The organism is Breznakiella homolactica (assembly GCF_016616095.2).
GTDB classification, from domain to species: Bacteria; Spirochaetota; Spirochaetia; order Treponematales; family Breznakiellaceae; genus Breznakiella; species Breznakiella homolactica.
Window position 1 is genome coordinate 2,439,394 of sequence record NZ_CP067089.2, and the last position, 16,823, is coordinate 2,456,216.

Consider the following 16,823-nt stretch of genomic DNA (forward strand, 5'->3'; position numbering starts at 1 on the left):
ACTATTCCTCCTAATCGATGTCCATGGTAGCGAGATGCATGATCTTTTCCTGGGTAAAATCTGAATCAATGATTCCCGCTATGCATCCGTGGTTCATCACCGCGACCCGGTCGCTCATATTGATAATCTCCGGCAGTTCCGATGAGATGAGAATGATACTCACCCCCTCCTTCGCCAGTTCGTTGATGATAGAGTAAATTTCAGCCTTGGCGCTTACATCGATTCCCCGGGTCGGTTCATCCAGGATAAGCACCTTCGGATGGGACGCTAACCAGCGGCCGATGATAACCTTCTGCTGATTGCCTCCGGAGAGTTTTGCGATCGCCTGGTTCAGGGACGGTGTCTTTACTTTCATCCTGGTACAGTACGTTTCCGCTATGGTCTGTTCCTTTTTTCTGTCCACATACACACCACGGATAAATTGATCCAGTACAACTATCGAGGAATTGAACCGGAGATTCTGAATAGGATAGATACCTTCCAATTTTCTGTTTTCGGGTACGAGGCTGAGTCCGTATTTCAGGGCGGTGCGAACGTTTTTAATGTTCGTCTCTCTGCCGCCGATTTTTATTGTTCCCCCGGTTTTTCTCGTCAGGCCGAAGAGGCACTTCATGGTCTCGCTCCGGCCGGCGCCGACAAGGCCGGCGAATCCGAGGATCTCGCCTCTGCGCAGGGAGAAGGAAACATCTCTGACCATGCCGCCGTCGCTGAGGTTTTCCACATTGAGTATCACCTCATCGGCGGCGGCGGCATCTTTGGTGTAGAAATTTTTGAGCTCCCGTCCAACCATCATGGAGATCAATTTCTCCCGGGTAGTGGACCGGGTCTCAACGGTTCCGATATATTTTCCGTCGCGCATAACCGTGATACGGTCGGCGATTTCGTCAAATTCACTGATACGGTGGGAAATATAAATAATACCGATTCCCTGGGCTTTGAGTTTTTTAATCCGGTCGAAGAGAACCGCCACTTCCTTTTCGGAAAGGGATGAAGTCGGTTCATCCATGACAATTATCCGGGCACCGAAGGAAATAGCCCGGATGATTTCAACCATCTGCTGGTTTGCGATGCTGAGGCTGCGGAGTTTAGCGGCAGCCTGCAAGTCAAGGTCGGCGTCATCGAGCATACGCTGGGTCCGGTTCTTCATTTCCTTTGCATTGAGAAGAACTTTTCCCCGCAGTTCCTTGCCCATGAAAACATTCTCTGCAATGGTCATATCGGGAACGACCATCAGTTCCTGGTGGATAATGCTGATTCCCAGAGCCTGGGCACCGTGAACGCTATCAATATGAACTTTTTCACCGTTGATAAAAATATCACCGCCGTCGGGATGGTAAATCCCGCCAAGGACTTTGATCAGCGTTGATTTTCCCGCTCCGTTTTCTCCCAGCAGGGCGTGAACCTCCCCGGGTCTCAACTCAAACAACGCGTCTTCCAGGGCCTTAACTCCCGGAAACGTCATGGTGATACCCTGCATCCTGAGCAATAGATTGTCCACGGTTCCTCCTTCACGCTCCTGAATTATCAGAAGAAAATTGTTTCATTCCGGAATCCGGAAAAGACCGCCCCGCCGGCCCTGCATGGCACCGGAGGAGCGGGACAGCCCCTAGTTTTTTACTGCCAGAAACCGAGGTAGTCTTTGGCGTTGTTAATATCCATAAGGAAAGTGGGAACGTAAAATTCTTTGTCGTAAGGCTGACCGGCGAGAATATTGTAGGCCACCTCGGCGCACTTTACGCCGATCTGCTTGGGACTCTGGGCGGCGGTCCCGGCGTACTGGGTTCCCTGGGCGATAACCTGCTTCGCTTCCGGCGCGCCGTCCACACCGTACACCAGCACATTGGCGTTGGCCTCAACCACGGCGCCGTAGGCGCCCATGCCGCTTTGGTCGTTGACACAGAAAAACGCCCTCAGATTCGGATTGGCGGTGAGGATGTCCGTTGCCTTCTCAAGACCGGGACCGGGTTTGCCCTGGGCATCCTGCTGGGCGACAATCCGGAAGTTGCTGTTGATGGCTGCCTTAAACCCTTCGGTCCTGTCCAGGCAGGCGCTGTTGGCGGGATAATCCAGAATGGCAATGGCACCGCCCTGAGGAAAGGCTTTATTGAGGGCTTCCGCGCAGATACGGCCCGCGCCCGTGTTGTCGCTGGCAATATAGGAAGCTACCAGGCTCAGATCCGCCACGGAGGTATCGAAATTTACCACCGGAATCCCGGCTTCCCGGAGGGCGAGCAGCGCCGGCCGGATTCCGTCCCGGTCCACGGGATTGAGGAATACCACATCCACGCCCCGGACGATAAAGTCGTCAATGATGTCCAGCTGGCGCTGATTGTCCTGCTGGGCGTCGATAATGATACATTCATCACCGTTGGATTCGGCAATTTCCTTTATCGATTGGCCGATGGTTTCAAAAAAGTCACTGGCCGCCCAGTAGGTGTAACCGAAAACCCGTTTATCCTTGGCTCCGTCCTTGGTGCCGCCGGCGAACAGAGAACCGCATACAATCACGGCAATCAAACCAATAACCAGAATCTTTTTCTTCATACCGTTATCCTCCTGAAGAGTTTTAAAATCGCGCCATGTTGTAAAATTAACAAACGCTGTAAATTCTTTTAACATTGAAACCGGGATCTGTCAAGAAAAATGTTTTTATTTTAAACATTTTTGTTTTTAGATTGACATTTATGTTATTCGATGCAACAATTTTGTTATTACTATTAACATTTTGGAGGTCCGTATTATGACGGTACTGAAAACCGGACAGCATATACTCCAGGAAATACACACGGGATTCAGCCAGCTGCCGGAATCCGGGGTAGATAATCTGATTTCCCAAATAAGAAAAGCCCGGAGGGTCTTCTGCGTGGGTGCCGGCCGGTCCCGGATTATGCTGAGCGCATTCTGCATGCGGTTAAACCATCTGGGAATTGAGGCTTACGTTGCCGGAAACATCCCCTGCCCGCCCGCGTCGGCGGGAGATCTGGTTATCGCGGCGTCCGGATCGGGAACGACCCCTTCGGTGGTGGCAATACTCAAGCGGGCAAAGGAAGCCGGAGCGGCGGTCGTAATGTTTACCGCCGCGGCGACCCCGGAGCTCCGGGATACCGCCGATACAATCATCGAAATTCAAGCCCCCAACGGACTGATAAACAAAAACAGCCCCGAGAGCACCCAGCTGATGCGCACCCTCTTCGAGCAGATTGTATTTATCGCGGAAGAATCCATAATAGCTATACTCAGCAAGGGCATTCCGGTAGAGGAAATAGCGAAACGCCATACAAATTTGGAATAAAGGATATACCATGAAGCAGGCACATTTTTTAAACCGGTCCATCGGGCAGATCGGCTATGTAGTGGAGGACGTTGAACAGACCGTACGGCAGTACCATGAGCGGTTCGGAATCGGCGGATGGCATTTCTACACCTACGCGCCGCCGCTTCTGAAATTCCAGAACTACCGCGGAAAGCCCATCGTGTACAGCGCCCGGATTGCCCTGGGATATTTCGGGGATACCCGGATCGAGCTCATACAGAATCTGGAAGGCCGCACGATTTATACGGATTTTATCGAAGAACACGGCTACGGGGTTCAGCATCTGGGTATTTACGTACCGGATATGCAGGAAGCCCTGGAAGACGCCGGAGCAGCGGGTTTTTCGGTTGTCATGGAAGGCGGAGGGTTCGGCCTCGACGGCGACGGCCATTTCGCCTATCTCGATACGGAAAAACAGTTCGGAACAACCTATGAGCTTATCCAGCGGCCGAAACGGCGGCATGAACCGGAAATGGTATATCCCAAGGAATAGCCCGCCCGGTGCGGATTACAATTTCACATAAAATGATAAAAACTTTATCATTTTATGTGAGAAATCCCTGTTGCTTCGGCAAAAATAATGTATACTTGGTGCAGTATGGAAAACCTGAATAGCCGGCAGAGACAGCTTGTGGAGCTTGTGCAAAGCTTTCATTTTATGACCATAAAGCAGCTTGCCCTGAAGCTTCAGGTATCGGAAATGACCATCCGGCGGGACATCATCCTGCTGTCGGAAAAAAAACTTATTACCCAGGTATACGGCGGGGTGACCGCCGTGGAACCCGAGGAAGCCGAAAAAAACTATTCCATCGCCCAGGCCCAAAGCCACAATACGAATCTGAAGTACCGCATGGCCCTCAAGGCCGTTGAGATGCTCGGCCCCGGCGAAGTGGTTTTCCTCGACTCCGGTACCACAATCCAGACCATGGCCGAACAGATTCCATCCGACGCGGCCCATACACTTATAACCGCCAGCTTCAACACCCTGGAGGTTATCGTAAAACTTCAGAACTGCACGGTCATTTCGCCCGGCGGCGTATACGCGCCCAAGCCCAGGATGTTTTACAACCACGATTCCGCCGATTTCATCAAACGGTACCGGGCGACAAAGTGCTTTATCGGAACCACCGGATACGATATTGCCCTGGGACTGACCTGCGGCTACCAGGAGGATGTTCCCCTCAAGCAGGCCATGATCCAGTCCAGCAAGGAAAAAATCCTGCTCCTGGATTCCTCAAAATACGACAAAGTCAGTACCCATGTTTTCGCGAAGATCGAAGACTTCTCCATGGTCATAACCGATGACGGTATATCTGAGGAATACGCGTCCTTTATACGGGAAAAAGGTATAACCCTGGCAATCGTGTAATCCCGGCGGAATCCTCCGGGACCGCGGACTAGAGCATCTCGGTGATAATCGAGGCGGAGGTGATTTTTTTATTTTCCACCGCCCGGCTGCCCTGACAGTAAAAGAATTTCGTAAACAGTATATCCACGATAAAAAGCTGCGCGGTTTTCGCGGAGATGGAGCCGCCCTGCATGGGTCCTTCCGCCGCGCCGGATACGAGGATCACGTCGCTGAACCTGCGGGCCGGGGTCTTTTCGAATTTCGTGATAAACACCACCTGTGCCCCGGATTGCTTGGCAAGCTTCGCCATATTGAGAGAATCCTTGGAGGTTCCGGAGTTGGAAAAAATGACCGCCAGGGAATCCTCACCCAGGAGTGAGGCGGTGGTAAGCTGCATGTGTGTATCGATGGTGAAGTAGACATTGGGAGTTATCTTGAGGAATTTATTCTGGGCTTCCAGCGCGGTAAGGGCCGAGCCGCCGATCCCGAAAAAGTAAATCCGTTTTGCCGCCGTCATCAGATCAATGGTTTTTGAAATCCGCTCGTAATTAAGAATGTGGTAGGCATCCTGTAAAGCGTCCGAGGTTATGTTGAAAACATTCGCCGCGATATCCTCGATTTTATCGGAGTCCGCGGGAACGCTGGTTTCCTTTACGTCCAGCATGTTCTGGCTGTTGGTGCTGAGCGCCAGGGAAAGTTTGAAATCCTGGTAGCCGTCAAGCTGCAGGGACCGGCAGAACCTGAACACCGAAGTATCCCCTACGCCGCTCATTTCCGCGAGGTCGGTAATGGTGGCGTTGAGCACATCCTGGGGTCTGGCCAGCACGGTGTCGGCGACCTTCTTTTCAACCTTGGTTAAATGCTCGTACCGCGACTGTATGTCTTTCAGCAAATTTGATGTCGGCATCCGGTTCCTTCTATTTGGACACGCCCTGCAGAAAATATCTGGTTATTTCCATGGGCCGGGTTATGGCGCTGCCGATGACGACCGCGTGGACCCCTTCAATGGCGCGGACCTGGTCAAAGGTTTCCTTGTCCCAGATTCCCCCTTCCACCACAACGGGGATCCGCACATTCCGGATCAGGTCCCGGATAAGCCGGATGTTGGGCTTAGGGTCGTCCCGGGTGGCTTCAGTATATCCGCAAAGCGTGGTGCTGACAACATCAAAGCCGAGGCGCTCGGCGGCAATCCCGTCATCCAGGGTTGCGCAGTCGGCCATAAAAAGCTGGTCCGGGTACCGCTCCCTGACGGCGCGGAAAAAAACTTCCCGGCCGCCACCTTCCGGCCGGGGCCGGTCCGTGGCGTCAGTCGCAATCACATCCACACCGCATTGGACAAGATTGTCGATTTCCGTTTCCGTAGGCGTGATATACACTTCGGAATCGGAATAAATCTTTTTTATGATACCGATAACCGGCAGATCCACCGCGTTTTTGATAGCTTCTATATCCGCAACGCTGTTGGCCCTGATCCCCGCGGCGCCGCCGAGCATAACCGCGTAGGCCATACGTGCCATAATCTGGGAACTGTGCAGGGGTTCATCCTCCAGGGCCTGGCAGGACACAATCAGCTTTCCCTTGGTTTTTGAAAAAAACTCGGAATTGTTCACAGGAACTTCCTTTCCGTAAAATATTTCCGGAATAAACCGGCTCTACTCATTTTTGGAAAAAATTTCTTTTTTTATGATACATCTTTTACTATTTTTTTTCAATCAAAAAAACAAAAATTCATATAAATAGTTTTATTTTATTATAATATAATGAAATACAACTAACACTTGATTTTTTTGCGGCTAATCATAAAAAAAATTTTTATTTTTCTGTTGCGGGAATAAAAAAGCTATGGTAATCTTACAACTAATGCATAGTATATGCACACAATCCGCGTTTCTTGCGGTTACCAAAATCCCAGGGAGAAATAAAGAAATGGCACAAAACAAAGGGTTAGGAAAAGTTATTGCCGCCGGTCTGGCGGCGGTATTGTGCTTAGGCTTGTTAAGCGCCTGTTCCGGCAGCAAGGACGGGAATGCTTCAGGCTCAAAATCCAATAAACTCGTTATCTATTCCCCCAATTCCGAAGGAATCATGAACAATATCATTCCCGCCTTTGAGGAAGAAACGGGAATCAAGGTTGAAGTTATTTCCGCGGGAGCCGGGGAAATCATCAAACGGCTGCTTTCGGAAGCCAACAATCCCTACTGTGACATCAACTTCGGCGGCATCAACTACGCGATCTACAAACAGAATCCCGAACTGTTCGAGCGCTACGTATCTCCCAACGATAAAAACCTGGCGCCGGAATTCCAGAATACCACTGGTTTCTATACCAACTATACCATCAACGGCAGCTGCCTCCTGGTGAACAAGAACCTTGCCGCGAATATTAAAATCGAAGGGTACGCCGATCTTCTCAATCCCGCATTAAAGGGAAAAATCGCCACCTCCGATCCGGCGAACTCATCCAGCGCTTTTGCCCAGCTGACCAATATCCTCCTGGCCATGGGTGGCTACGAAAACGCCGGCGCCTGGGATTATATGGAAAAACTCGTCAAACAGTGGGACGGAAAAGTTCTGTCCGGTTCCAGCGCGGTCTACAAGGGTGTCGCCGACGGTGAGTATACCGTGGGGCTGACCTATGAGGATCCCTGCGCCACCCTGGTGGCCAACGGCGCCCCCGTGGAAATCGTATTCCCGAAAGAAGGGGCGGTGTTCCTTCCCAGCGGCGCGGCGATTATCAAGGGATCAAAAAATCTTGAAAATGCCCAGAAGTTTATTGACTTCCTTATTTCCGAAAAAGCCCAGTCCATATTCGGTGAGAAACTGACCAACCGGCCTATCCTGGCGAGTGTTCCCAGCAAAAACCTGGAACCCATCGGAAACATCTATACAATCGTAGAAGACATTCCGTATATTGCCGACCATAAGAACGAACTGACAGACCGGTATAAAAAGCTGTTTGCGTCCCTTCAGTAGAAGAAAACATCTAAAAACTGAAGTTTTTAGATGTTTCCAGAAGTATAAAACCGGGGCTGCCAGGGAACGCTGGTGTTCCGGCGGCCCTTTGAAATTTACAAGGTGTACAGGGTGGTGAATGAATCATGAGTGTGGAAATTACGATTGCCAACGCCGTAAAAAAATACGGCGACAATACCATCATCGGAGATTTGAGCCTCACTATCCGGGAGGGGGAGTTCTTCACGCTGCTGGGGCCGTCGGGCTGCGGCAAGACGACTCTTCTCAGGATGATCGCGGGATTCAATTCCATAGAAGGGGGTGAGTTTTTCTTCAATGAAAAACTCATCAATGACATCGATCCCAGCCGGCGCAATATCGGGATGGTGTTCCAGAATTACGCGATCTTTCCACACCTTACGGTGGAGCAGAACGTTGCCTTCGGTCTCAAAAACCGAAAATGCGATAAAGAAACGATTACCAGGGAAACGGAAAAATTCCTCAGGCTGATGCAGATCGAGGAATACCGGAACCGGCTCCCGGAGCGGCTGTCCGGCGGCCAGCAGCAGCGGGTTGCCCTGGCCAGGGCTCTGGTGATAAGCCCCGATGTACTGCTCATGGACGAACCCCTTTCGAATCTTGACGCCAAACTCCGGGTGGAAATGCGGTCGGTCATCAAGGATGTACAGAACAGCCTGGGAATAACCACGGTGTACGTAACCCACGACCAGGAAGAAGCCATGGCGATCTCCGACAGAATCGCGGTCATGAACAAGGGTGAGATCCAGCAGATAGGTACACCCAAGGCGTTGTACCAGCGGCCGAAAAATTTGTTTGTGGCAACCTTCATCGGCCACACCAATATACTCAAGGGAACCCTTTCCGGCGGTCAGGGAAAACAGATCCTCGCCCTTCCCGATGGTTACTCAGTGGAACTCGGCAACGTCAGGGAAAAAACCGAAGCACCCAGGGACGTCCTTATTTCAGTGCGTCCCGAGGAATTCACCATTTCCGAAAAATCCGGAGAGCCGGGTATACAGGGCACCGTGGACAGCAGCATCTTCCTGGGGCTGAACACCCATTATCGGGTGAAACTGAGCAGCGGCGAAAAAATAGAAATTATCCAGGAATCTACCATTGACAGCATTATCCCCACGGGAACGGATATAGTACTGCAGGTAAAGAAAGAAAAGATCAATGTCCTGTCCGAGGACGGCGGCAGCAATCTTCTGGAAGGTGTACAAGATGATACAGCGGAAGCGTAAACCCGAAGTCTGGAGCTGGATAGGGTACGCTATCCTGGCTCTGTACGTGATTGCCCTGGTGTATCCCCTGCTCAACCTGCTCCGGCACTCGGTCTATTCCCCGGAAACGGGTTTCAGCTTCAGGAACTTCCAGAAGTTTTTTTCAACCAAGTACTACACGGTGACCCTGCTGAACAGCCTCAAAGTCACGGTGGCCACCACCGCCGTAACACTTCTGATCGGCGCGCCCCTGGCATACTTCTTTTCGTTTTACAGAATCAGAGGCCAGAAGGTTCTGAACATCCTTATAATCCTGTCGTCCATGTCGGCACCGTTTATCGGGGCGTATTCTTGGATACTGCTCCTTGGCAGAAACGGGATTGTCACCAATTTCATAAAAGGGTTTATCCCGTCGTTTTCCGTTGACATATACGGATTTTCCGGCATCCTGCTGGTACTCTCCCTGCAGCTGTATCCCCTGGTGTTCCTGTATGTTTCCGGCGCCCTGAAAAACATCGACAATTCCCTTATGGAAGCCGCCCAGAACCTGTGCTGCACCGGGCTGAACCGGTTTTTCAAAGTCGTCATGCCCCTGGTAGCGCCGACGCTCCTGGCGAGCGGTCTCCTGGTATTTATGCGGGCATTGGCTGATTTCGGAACCCCAATGCTCATCGGCGAAGGCTACCGGACCTTTCCCGTTCTTATTTATACTGAATTCATGAGCGAGGTCGGCGGGGATGAGGGGTTTGCCGCGGCCATAAGTGTCATGGCGGTGGTGATCACGGCGGTATTTTTCCTGACCCAGAAATTCGCCTCCAACAAACTGTCGTTCACCATGAGCGCCATGAACTCGGTGACCCAGAAAAATCTTTCCGGGGTCAGGGCGGTTCTCGTGCATATCTTCGCCTATATCGTGGTGGGCCTTTCCATCGTGCCGCAGTGCTTCGTTATCTACACATCATTCCTTAAGACGAAGGGGCTCATCTTTATTGACGGTTACTGGCTCGGCAGCTACGAGACGGCGTTCTCGAAACTGGGGAGTTCCATCCAGAATACGTTCATCATCGCGGGCACCGCGCTGGTGGTGATTATTCTCGCGGCGGTACTCATCGCGTACCTGACGGTACGCCGGAAAAACGCGGTATCCAATTCCATTGACCTTATCTCAATGATCGCGTATATCATCCCGGGGTCGGTCCTGGGGATTGCCATGCTGATGTGCTTCAACCGGCCGCCCCTGGCTATCAGCGGCGGATACCTCATCATGGTTCTTGCCCTGGTTGTGCGGCGGCTCCCCTACACTATCCGGTCCAGCACCGCCATACTGCAGCAGATCCCGGTGACCATCGAGGAGGCTTCCATCAGCCTCGGTTCATCCAAGATGAAGACCTTCTTTTTCATCACCATCCCCATGATGGCCAACGGTATTATTTCCGGCGCGATCCTCAGCTGGGTTACCATGATTACCGAACTTTCAACTTCGATCATCCTGTATACGGGCCGGACCAAGACCCTGACGGTCTCGATTTACACCGAGGTCATCCGGGGGAACTACGGCGTTGCCGCGGCGCTTTCGACGATACTGACGGTCCTCACCGTGCTGTCCCTGCTGATTTTTATGCGGATATCAAAAACGAAGAATGTGACTATGTAAAATAAAACCCCGCTGACAGCGGGGTTTTTACTTTTCCGGGAACCGGGATCAATCAAGCTTCCACGGTGAGGCCTTCCCGGGCCATCATTATTTCCATAGTTGTTTTTCCGGCCAGGCGGCGGCGGTACGCTGTTTCAAGGTCCTCCAGCTGTACATCGGTGCGGTTGGGATCGTGGTGGAAAAGCACCAGTTTATTCACCCCGGCCTTGTGGGCGGCATTGATGGCGTACTCGTAGGATGAGTGGCCCCACCCGACTTTGTCCTTCTCATATTCCGCTTTGGTGTACTGGGTATCATGGATAAGCACATCCGCGTCTTTGAAGAAGCGGAGCATTTTTTCGTTTTCCTCCCGGGCGGCGGACTCCCCTTCCATGGCAGCAAATTCATCGTAGCTGGGATCTTCCGGGTCCGTGGGAAATACATTCCTGAAGGGTTCCGTATCATAGGCGGTTACGATGGATTTTCCCTGGTATTCAAACCGGTAGCCCAGACACAGGATGGGATGGTTGAGGTATTTTGTGATTACCCGCAGTCCGCCGCCGAGATCGAGTTCGGTTTCTTTTATCTGGTCATATTCAATCTGCGCCGACAGTTCACTCTGGCGGACCGGCCAGTACCGGTAGGAAAGCTGGGCGCCGATGATGGATTCCAGGGAATCATCCTCGTAGGAGACAGGCCCCCGGATACGCAGTTTGGTACCGGGGACAAAAATAGGGGTAAACATGGGGAAGCCCATGATATGGTCCCAATGGGTATGGGTTATAAAAATATCCGTATCGATGGGGCCGTTTTTCTTGAAGTCATTGGCCATGAGCCAGTCGCCGAAAGGTTTAATCCCCGTGCCGAGATCCACTATTACCAGTTTTTCGTCCGCCCGGATTTCAAGGCAGGACGTATTCCCCCCGAAAACCACCGTATTGGGACCGGGACACGGTATGGATCCCCGGTCTCCCCAGAAACGCACCGACAGCATAACCTACCTCACACTCTAAGAAAGATCTGGGCTTTTTCGATTTCCTGGTTTACCGAACCTTCCAGGTCATCGAAAACATCCCGGGTTATACCGAGGAAATCCCAGACCATCGGATCCGTTTTGTCGGGATACCGGTCCCCGGAAAAACCGATTTCCATGGCATTGGCGAACCAGTTCGCCGCGACAACGCTGAAAAGAACATCCCGGTGAGGACCATCGTAGTTGGTATGCATATGATGGAATACGATGGAATCCCCGACCGCGCCTTCCAGTTTCCAGGCATCCACAATCATGGCCCCGGAGGCACAATGGTTGATACCCAGGGTCGCTTCTTCCGCTTTGTACAGGGGAATCCGTTCCCGGTCGGAAACACTCATGGCCACTATGTAGGATTCTCCCAGGACCGCGTTGAGGGGGATCTTTCCGATGTCGTGGAGCAGTCCCGCGGTAAAATACTCTTCCATCAGCTTCGGGTCGATGCCGCGTTTTTTTGCCAGCATCTTCGCAGTTACCCCCACACAAAGGGAGTGCCGCCAGAATCCCTCGGGATTTATGGCGTGAAACTCTTTTTTCGAAGCCAGGTTTCCCAGGACCGCGCTGGACAGGGCAAGGTTTTTAACGGTGTTTATTCCAAGCATAATGATAGCCCGGACCAGACTCGTAACCTGCTGCCCCAGGCCGTAATACGCGGAATTAATCAGCTTGAGCACCCGGCCGACCAGAACCGGGTCCAAAGATATAACGTGGTTCAGGTCAGCGGGACTCGTCTGGGGATTGTTGCAGACCTCCAGAACCTTGGAAACCGTGGTCGGGAGGCTGGGCATATTCTGGATATATTTTTCGATTTTTCTTATCGTATCTTCACCCATGGGTACCGCCAGTATTCTCCGGGGGAACGGATTTTTTTATTCCGGTTATGACCGTATCCACTTTGCGGTTGATCGCCGTGGTCAGGCCGCGGTCGGGAAGCGCCGCGGCAAGTTTGCCTAAATACGCCAGGGTTCCCGCCACTTCCCGGGCTTTGGGATTCATCTTCCGGACGCCGTCCGGGATACTGCCGGGTACGGCCTTTCCGGCGTCGGGAAGCCGCTGCTGGATTTCCTTGAAAAGTCCCTTCCGGCCTTCGAGGGTATCAATGATATACTCCATACTCAGCCGCACATCACTCTGTTTGAAGGTCTCCCGCTGTTCATCCGGAAGAGCGTCGGCAAGTCCTTTGAGGTAGCGCATGAGATCAAGCATACTGGATTTCTGCAGCTTGTCGTCTTTTTCTTCGGCCGGTTCCCGGGCCGGGGCGGCCTCCGGTTCGGGTTCGGGGATTTGAGGAATTTCATCTTCCGGTTCTTCCGGAGGAATTTCTTCGGCTTCCTCAGGCTCCTCCTCAAAGAGCGCTTCTTCGTCTTCCCCGCCAATGCTGTCCTCTGGATTTTCCGCTTCTTCCTCAAATAAGGATTCATCTTCCTCAGGCCCGTCTTCGGAAAACAATTCTTCGTCATCCTCATCAATAAGGGGAATTTCATCTTCCGGTTCTTCTTCGGAAATTTCTTCCGTCTCCTCCGGCGGAGCCAGGGAATCATCAGGAAGGGCCTCTTCTTCGAGATCCGGTTCAATTTCAGGTTCAGGCTCGGGTTTGGATTCCGGCGGCGGATAAGACGGAGGGTATGCCGGGGGCTGCCCGGTGGAATCCTCCGGGGCTCCGGAGGAGCCATCGCCGGAAAGACTTTCTTCCTCGGCCGGCGGTTCCGCGGACATCTTCGGGGAAGCGACGTCGGTTAAGGGGTCATCCTGAGGATACTCCTGCCCGGCCTGATTCGGATACGCGCCGTCGTATCCGTCGTTTTCCGCCAGGGAATCCAGGGAGGCGGATTCTCTGGGTTCATCGTACACGGAGAATTCATCATCCTCCAGGATAAGTTCTTCTTCCTCCGGTTCTTCCGAAGTTTCAATATCCTCAATAAAAAGAGCTTCCGTTTCTTCATCCACCGCCTGGGCGGTTTCCACGGCGCCGAAAAGATAGGACATGTCCTCATCGTCTCCGGCCTCCGAATCCTCCCCGTCCCGGAGAAGCCGCAGGTTGCGGTTCCACATTTCCCGGGTGGAGGATGAATAGGCGCTGACAGCGTTTTCATAAAATGAAAGGGAATCGTTGAGCTCGGAAAGATCATCCGGCGTCGCCCGGCCTCCCTGGAGGTTCACCAGTTTGTCCGCGGTCCTGAGGGCTTTTTCCAGTTCCCCCGCATCCTTGTGCAGTTCCGCGGCGGCGGCCAACGCCTCGGTATCGCTGGGATCATTCTTGGCCAGTTCCTCAAAAATCTGGATAGCGTGAGTCCGGTTTCCCATTTCGGCGTAAATCTTGCCTAACAGAAGTTTGGCGTTCCGGTCGTTCGGTTTCCGGGCGAGAAAAGCCATGATCCGGTCTTCCGCTTCCTTGTATTCCCGGCGCTTAAAATGAATGTCCGCCAGGTCAAGCTGGTAGGAATAATTTCCCGGATCTATAGAAAGGATTTTCTCAAAACTTTCCTTAGCCTTGTCGTCCTCGCCCTGCATCCGGAATCCGATACCGGCGACCCGCAGGGCCTGGATATTTTCCGGCTCCCAGTCCAGGGCTTTCCTGGCCTGCTCAATGGCTTCGGGATACCGGTCCATCCTGAGGTACAGCGAACCGAGCCGGGTCCTGACCTCGGCGCTGTTGGGCACAAGCTTAACCAGCTTTTCCAGCTCCACCACGGCGTCGGCGAAATTCCCCGCTTCCTCCAGAACGTGTTCCAGATTGACCACGGCCTTGACGTATTTCGGATCCGACTCAAGGGCCTGGCGGTAATTCTGAATAGCTTCCTTGGTGCGCCCCTGGTCCGCGAGGACAACCCCCATATTGTTTCTGGCTTCGGCGTTAAACGGATCGATTCCCAGGATACGGTTAAAGGTTTCCATGGCCTTAACGTGGTGGCCCTGCTTGAAATAAATAATACCCAGGTTGTTCATGGCCTCAAGCCAGCCCGGGCGGCTTCTGATAGCCGCCTTGTATTCGTTGGCGGCTTCCTCGAGGTGGCCCGTCGCCTCCAGGGCGACACCGTAATTAAAATGCAGGGTCGGGTTGTTCCGGTCCAGGGACAGGCCCTTGCGGAAAACATTAAAGGCTTTATCCCATTCGTGAAGCCGGTCGTAAATTGTACCAAGGTTGTTGTACGCCGGGACGTAGTTGGGATCCAGCTCAACCACCTTGGCGTAGGACATGCTCGCGGCTTTGAGGTTGTCCAGCTGTTTATGGATATTTCCGATATTGTAGTGGAATTCCGCCCTGGTCGGATCGATATCAATGGCTTCCAGCAGAACCCCCAGGGCATCCTGCAGTTTTTCCTGGCGCCGGTAAATAACCGCCAGATTGTTCAAGGCTTCCACATCCCGGGGATTCTTTGCCGTCAGGGTGGTGAATTCCTGGGCCGCTTCTTCCAGGCGGCCGGCTTTTGCCAGGGTTGTCCCCAAAAGCAGATGGGCGTCCCGGTCGTCAGGAACCTTGGCAATGTATGTTTTTAATAAACGTTCCGCTTCCTCATGGTCGCCTACCCTGGCGGAACCTTTGGCGCGTTCTAATATATCCTGAATACCAACGGGGCTCATGGAACCGTCCTTAGGGGCCGCGCGGTCACTTCCCGGGAAAATTCACCGATGTGGGGCGGGTTTGCCCGATCATACGCAGCAATGGAAAAATAATACAAGGTCCCGTTTTCCAATCCATCTATATGAATTGAAGTACGGTTACCCACATTTATGGGTGATACTCCAAGTATAGCACTTTCTCCGAAATATTCACCCATTGAAGTACCGTAGTATACCAGGTACCCGCCGATATCCGCCGCGGGGCTTGCCCGCCAGGAAAGATCCACCGCGCCGTCCCGGGGAATCACCCGTACCATGGAAGGCGGCGTCGGAGCCTCGTCGGCTATATAGGTGACCCGGATTTCATCCACATAGGGGGTCGTTTCTCCGTCCCCCGAGGGGAACAGTTCCACTTCAACCTGGACCCATTGGCCCCGGACAAAATCGGGAAGCTCCGTGCCCGGAATAAAAGGCATCCAGGATGAATCGTCTTCGCGGTCACCGCCGGACCACCGGTAGGGGGAGTCCGCCGCGCGCAGGAAAAAACGGAGTTCTGAATTGTCGGGGAAAACGTAGCCGGAAGCGCCGGTATAATCATTGCGGACAGCGCCGTCGATGGCGGAGGTTCTGCCGCAGAGGGCGTCAATCCTGACGATGCTGCTGTTGGTGGTCCCGAGGTTGATCGGTTCAGTCCGGAACCGGCCCCCGCGGGGTGGATATTTCGTCAGTACCGGGGTTTCCACAAAACGGCTGTACATTCTGAATTCATCCATGAGCCCGGAAAAACGCCCTCCCAGCACGAGGCTTCCGCCGCTGCCGATAATGGGAGCGTATATATCACCGCCCTCCCCGCCGCTGGAACTGGCGTAGACGATACCTTCAAGGCTGCCGTTTACCAGATATTCAATCATCCCCGTGCCGGAATCGAACCGGATCAGATGATGGCTCCAAACCTGAGGAATGAGGGGGGACGAGGAAGTGACCGACAGGGTCAGCCGGTGATCATCCCGGGGGGAAGCAAAAAAATCAAGGAAATTCCAGAGGAGCCGGTTTCCGCTGATCATGCATTGGATACGCTGAAAGGTACTTTGTCCCTGCATGCTCTGGCGGGTGGCGGACCAGGACAGAATCTGTTCACCGTTTTCCGCGTTGGCCGGAAACAGCCAGAATTCAATAGTAAAATCCTTGACTGACTGGCCGGAGGAAAACAGCGCCTCCGGGCTCCGGGGGACCGCCACCAGCGGGCCTTCGCTGCCGGAAGCCGCGGAGCTGCTGTCCATTCGGTTTCCGGAAAAAAGCGCCGCCCCGGTGCCGAAACGGGCCAGGTGCTGGCCGGCCGCGGAAAGGGCCGGTGAAACAGACAGGGAATAGTTTCCGGTTTTATCCCGGAACACCCCGGGCTGACCTTCGTCAAAACTCAGCGCCATATCCAGGGACGGGTCATCCGACGCCTGGCCGGAGGAAAGCAGCAGTACCGGATACGGGCGGACGGAGCTAACCTCGGCGACCCCCCGGCGCTGCCCGACGAGATTCCACCCCGAAGATGCCCCCAGGACAAGGGTCTGCTCCTCTATGGCCCGCAGGCTACCGGAAAACTGAAAAAAGATATAGAATAATAGAACAAAACGAATTTCTGTTTTCATGGATTTTCAAAAGTATATGCGAAAACACGCCGGTTTTCAGCATATAGTCCAGTTTTTTCGGGGATTCTTTACAAAAATTGTAGTTTTTCTACAGACCCC

General features: G+C 53.0%; 14 protein-coding genes. 6 read left to right on the forward strand and 8 right to left on the reverse strand.

Features of this window, described 5'->3' with window-relative positions; genetic code table 11:
* Window positions 1-10 precede the first annotated feature (10 nt).
* Window positions 11-1,498, reverse strand: a complete 1,488-nt coding sequence (locus tag JFL75_RS11035) for a sugar ABC transporter ATP-binding protein (RefSeq protein WP_223292622.1) — start codon at window positions 1,496-1,498, stop codon at window positions 11-13.
* A gap of 116 nt (window positions 1,499-1,614) precedes the next feature.
* Entirely contained in the window at window positions 1,615-2,544 is a 930-nt protein-coding gene (locus tag JFL75_RS11040; RefSeq protein ID WP_215626746.1) for a sugar ABC transporter substrate-binding protein, read from the reverse strand.
* A 196-nt stretch (window positions 2,545-2,740) separates the two neighbouring features.
* Between JFL75_RS11040 and JFL75_RS11045 the strand changes: the two genes are divergently transcribed.
* The 3 genes from JFL75_RS11045 (at window position 2,741) to JFL75_RS11055 (ending at window position 4,682) form a co-directional block, all read left to right on the forward strand.
* Window positions 2,741-3,292, forward strand: a complete 552-nt coding sequence (locus JFL75_RS11045) for an SIS domain-containing protein (RefSeq protein ID WP_215626747.1) — start codon at window positions 2,741-2,743, stop codon at window positions 3,290-3,292.
* 10 nt (window positions 3,293-3,302) lie between these two features.
* Complete coding sequence (locus JFL75_RS11050; protein ID WP_215626748.1) at window positions 3,303-3,806, forward strand: VOC family protein; 504 nt, start codon at window positions 3,303-3,305, stop codon at window positions 3,804-3,806.
* 105 nt (window positions 3,807-3,911) lie between these two features.
* Window positions 3,912-4,682, forward strand: coding sequence for a DeoR/GlpR family DNA-binding transcription regulator (locus tag JFL75_RS11055; protein WP_215626749.1), 771 nt, complete (start codon window positions 3,912-3,914; stop codon window positions 4,680-4,682).
* Window positions 4,683-4,710: 28 nt separating this feature from the next.
* Here JFL75_RS11055 and JFL75_RS11060 read toward each other — a convergent pair whose 3' ends face one another.
* Window positions 4,711-5,568 (reverse strand): MurR/RpiR family transcriptional regulator, encoded by an 858-nt coding sequence (locus tag JFL75_RS11060; RefSeq protein ID WP_215626750.1) that lies wholly within the window; start codon window positions 5,566-5,568, stop codon window positions 4,711-4,713.
* Between the two features lie 10 nt (window positions 5,569-5,578).
* The gene (locus JFL75_RS11065; protein WP_215626751.1) at window positions 5,579-6,271 is read right to left on the reverse strand and encodes an N-acetylmannosamine-6-phosphate 2-epimerase; all 693 of its coding nucleotides are present in this window, start codon (window positions 6,269-6,271) and stop codon (window positions 5,579-5,581) included.
* Window positions 6,272-6,587: 316 nt separating this feature from the next.
* On the opposite strand from JFL75_RS11065, the gene JFL75_RS11070 reads away from it, so the two are divergent.
* The 3 genes from JFL75_RS11070 to JFL75_RS11080 all read left to right on the forward strand — a co-directional run bounded on the left by JFL75_RS11070 (window position 6,588) and on the right by JFL75_RS11080 (window position 10,511).
* Entirely contained in the window at window positions 6,588-7,634 is a 1,047-nt protein-coding gene (locus JFL75_RS11070; protein ID WP_215626752.1) for an ABC transporter substrate-binding protein, read from the forward strand.
* A 125-nt stretch (window positions 7,635-7,759) separates the two neighbouring features.
* Entirely contained in the window at window positions 7,760-8,878 is a 1,119-nt protein-coding gene (locus JFL75_RS11075; RefSeq protein WP_215626753.1) for an ABC transporter ATP-binding protein, read from the forward strand.
* A complete protein-coding gene (locus tag JFL75_RS11080) occupies window positions 8,859-10,511 on the forward strand; it encodes an ABC transporter permease (protein WP_215626754.1) in 1,653 nt (550 codons plus the stop codon). Before JFL75_RS11075 ends, JFL75_RS11080 begins: the two co-directional genes overlap by 20 nt.
* Window positions 10,512-10,563: 52 nt before the next feature.
* On the opposite strand, the gene JFL75_RS11085 is transcribed toward JFL75_RS11080, so the two are convergent.
* From JFL75_RS11085 to JFL75_RS11100, 4 genes are read right to left on the reverse strand one after another with little or no spacing between them, the layout of a single operon-like run.
* Window positions 10,564-11,484, reverse strand: coding sequence for an MBL fold metallo-hydrolase (locus tag JFL75_RS11085; RefSeq protein WP_215626755.1), 921 nt, complete (start codon window positions 11,482-11,484; stop codon window positions 10,564-10,566).
* Window positions 11,485-11,492: 8 nt separating this feature from the next.
* Window positions 11,493-12,353 (reverse strand): HDOD domain-containing protein, encoded by an 861-nt coding sequence (locus JFL75_RS11090; RefSeq protein ID WP_215626756.1) that lies wholly within the window; start codon window positions 12,351-12,353, stop codon window positions 11,493-11,495.
* Window positions 12,346-15,102: a tetratricopeptide repeat protein gene (locus tag JFL75_RS11095; protein WP_215626757.1), complete on the reverse strand. Its 2,757-nt coding sequence runs from the start codon at window positions 15,100-15,102 to the stop codon at window positions 12,346-12,348. Before JFL75_RS11095 ends, JFL75_RS11090 begins: the two co-directional genes overlap by 8 nt.
* Window positions 15,099-16,724: a LamG-like jellyroll fold domain-containing protein gene (locus tag JFL75_RS11100; RefSeq protein ID WP_215626758.1), complete on the reverse strand. Its 1,626-nt coding sequence runs from the start codon at window positions 16,722-16,724 to the stop codon at window positions 15,099-15,101. Before JFL75_RS11100 ends, JFL75_RS11095 begins: the two co-directional genes overlap by 4 nt.
* Between the last annotated feature and the right edge of the window lie 99 nt (window positions 16,725-16,823).

Bases quoted from the DNA above. Each gene is read 5' to 3' on its own strand.
- JFL75_RS11040 (WP_215626746.1), bottom strand. From the start codon at position 2,544: ATGAAGAAAAAGATTCTGGTTATTGGTTTGATTGCCGTGATTGTATGC.
- JFL75_RS11045 (WP_215626747.1), top strand. From the start codon at position 2,741: ATGACGGTACTGAAAACCGGACAGCATATACTCCAGGAAATACACACG.
- JFL75_RS11050 (WP_215626748.1), top strand. From the start codon at position 3,303: ATGAAGCAGGCACATTTTTTAAACCGGTCCATCGGGCAGATCGGCTAT.
- JFL75_RS11055 (WP_215626749.1), top strand. From the start codon at position 3,912: ATGGAAAACCTGAATAGCCGGCAGAGACAGCTTGTGGAGCTTGTGCAA.
- JFL75_RS11060 (WP_215626750.1), bottom strand. From the start codon at position 5,568: ATGCCGACATCAAATTTGCTGAAAGACATACAGTCGCGGTACGAGCAT.
- JFL75_RS11070 (WP_215626752.1), top strand. From the start codon at position 6,588: ATGGCACAAAACAAAGGGTTAGGAAAAGTTATTGCCGCCGGTCTGGCG.
- JFL75_RS11075 (WP_215626753.1), top strand. From the start codon at position 7,760: ATGAGTGTGGAAATTACGATTGCCAACGCCGTAAAAAAATACGGCGAC.
- JFL75_RS11080 (WP_215626754.1), top strand. From the start codon at position 8,859: ATGATACAGCGGAAGCGTAAACCCGAAGTCTGGAGCTGGATAGGGTAC.
- JFL75_RS11085 (WP_215626755.1), bottom strand. From the start codon at position 11,484: ATGCTGTCGGTGCGTTTCTGGGGAGACCGGGGATCCATACCGTGTCCC.
- JFL75_RS11090 (WP_215626756.1), bottom strand. From the start codon at position 12,353: ATGGGTGAAGATACGATAAGAAAAATCGAAAAATATATCCAGAATATG.
- JFL75_RS11095 (WP_215626757.1), bottom strand. From the start codon at position 15,102: ATGAGCCCCGTTGGTATTCAGGATATATTAGAACGCGCCAAAGGTTCC.
- JFL75_RS11100 (WP_215626758.1), bottom strand. From the start codon at position 16,724: ATGAAAACAGAAATTCGTTTTGTTCTATTATTCTATATCTTTTTTCAG.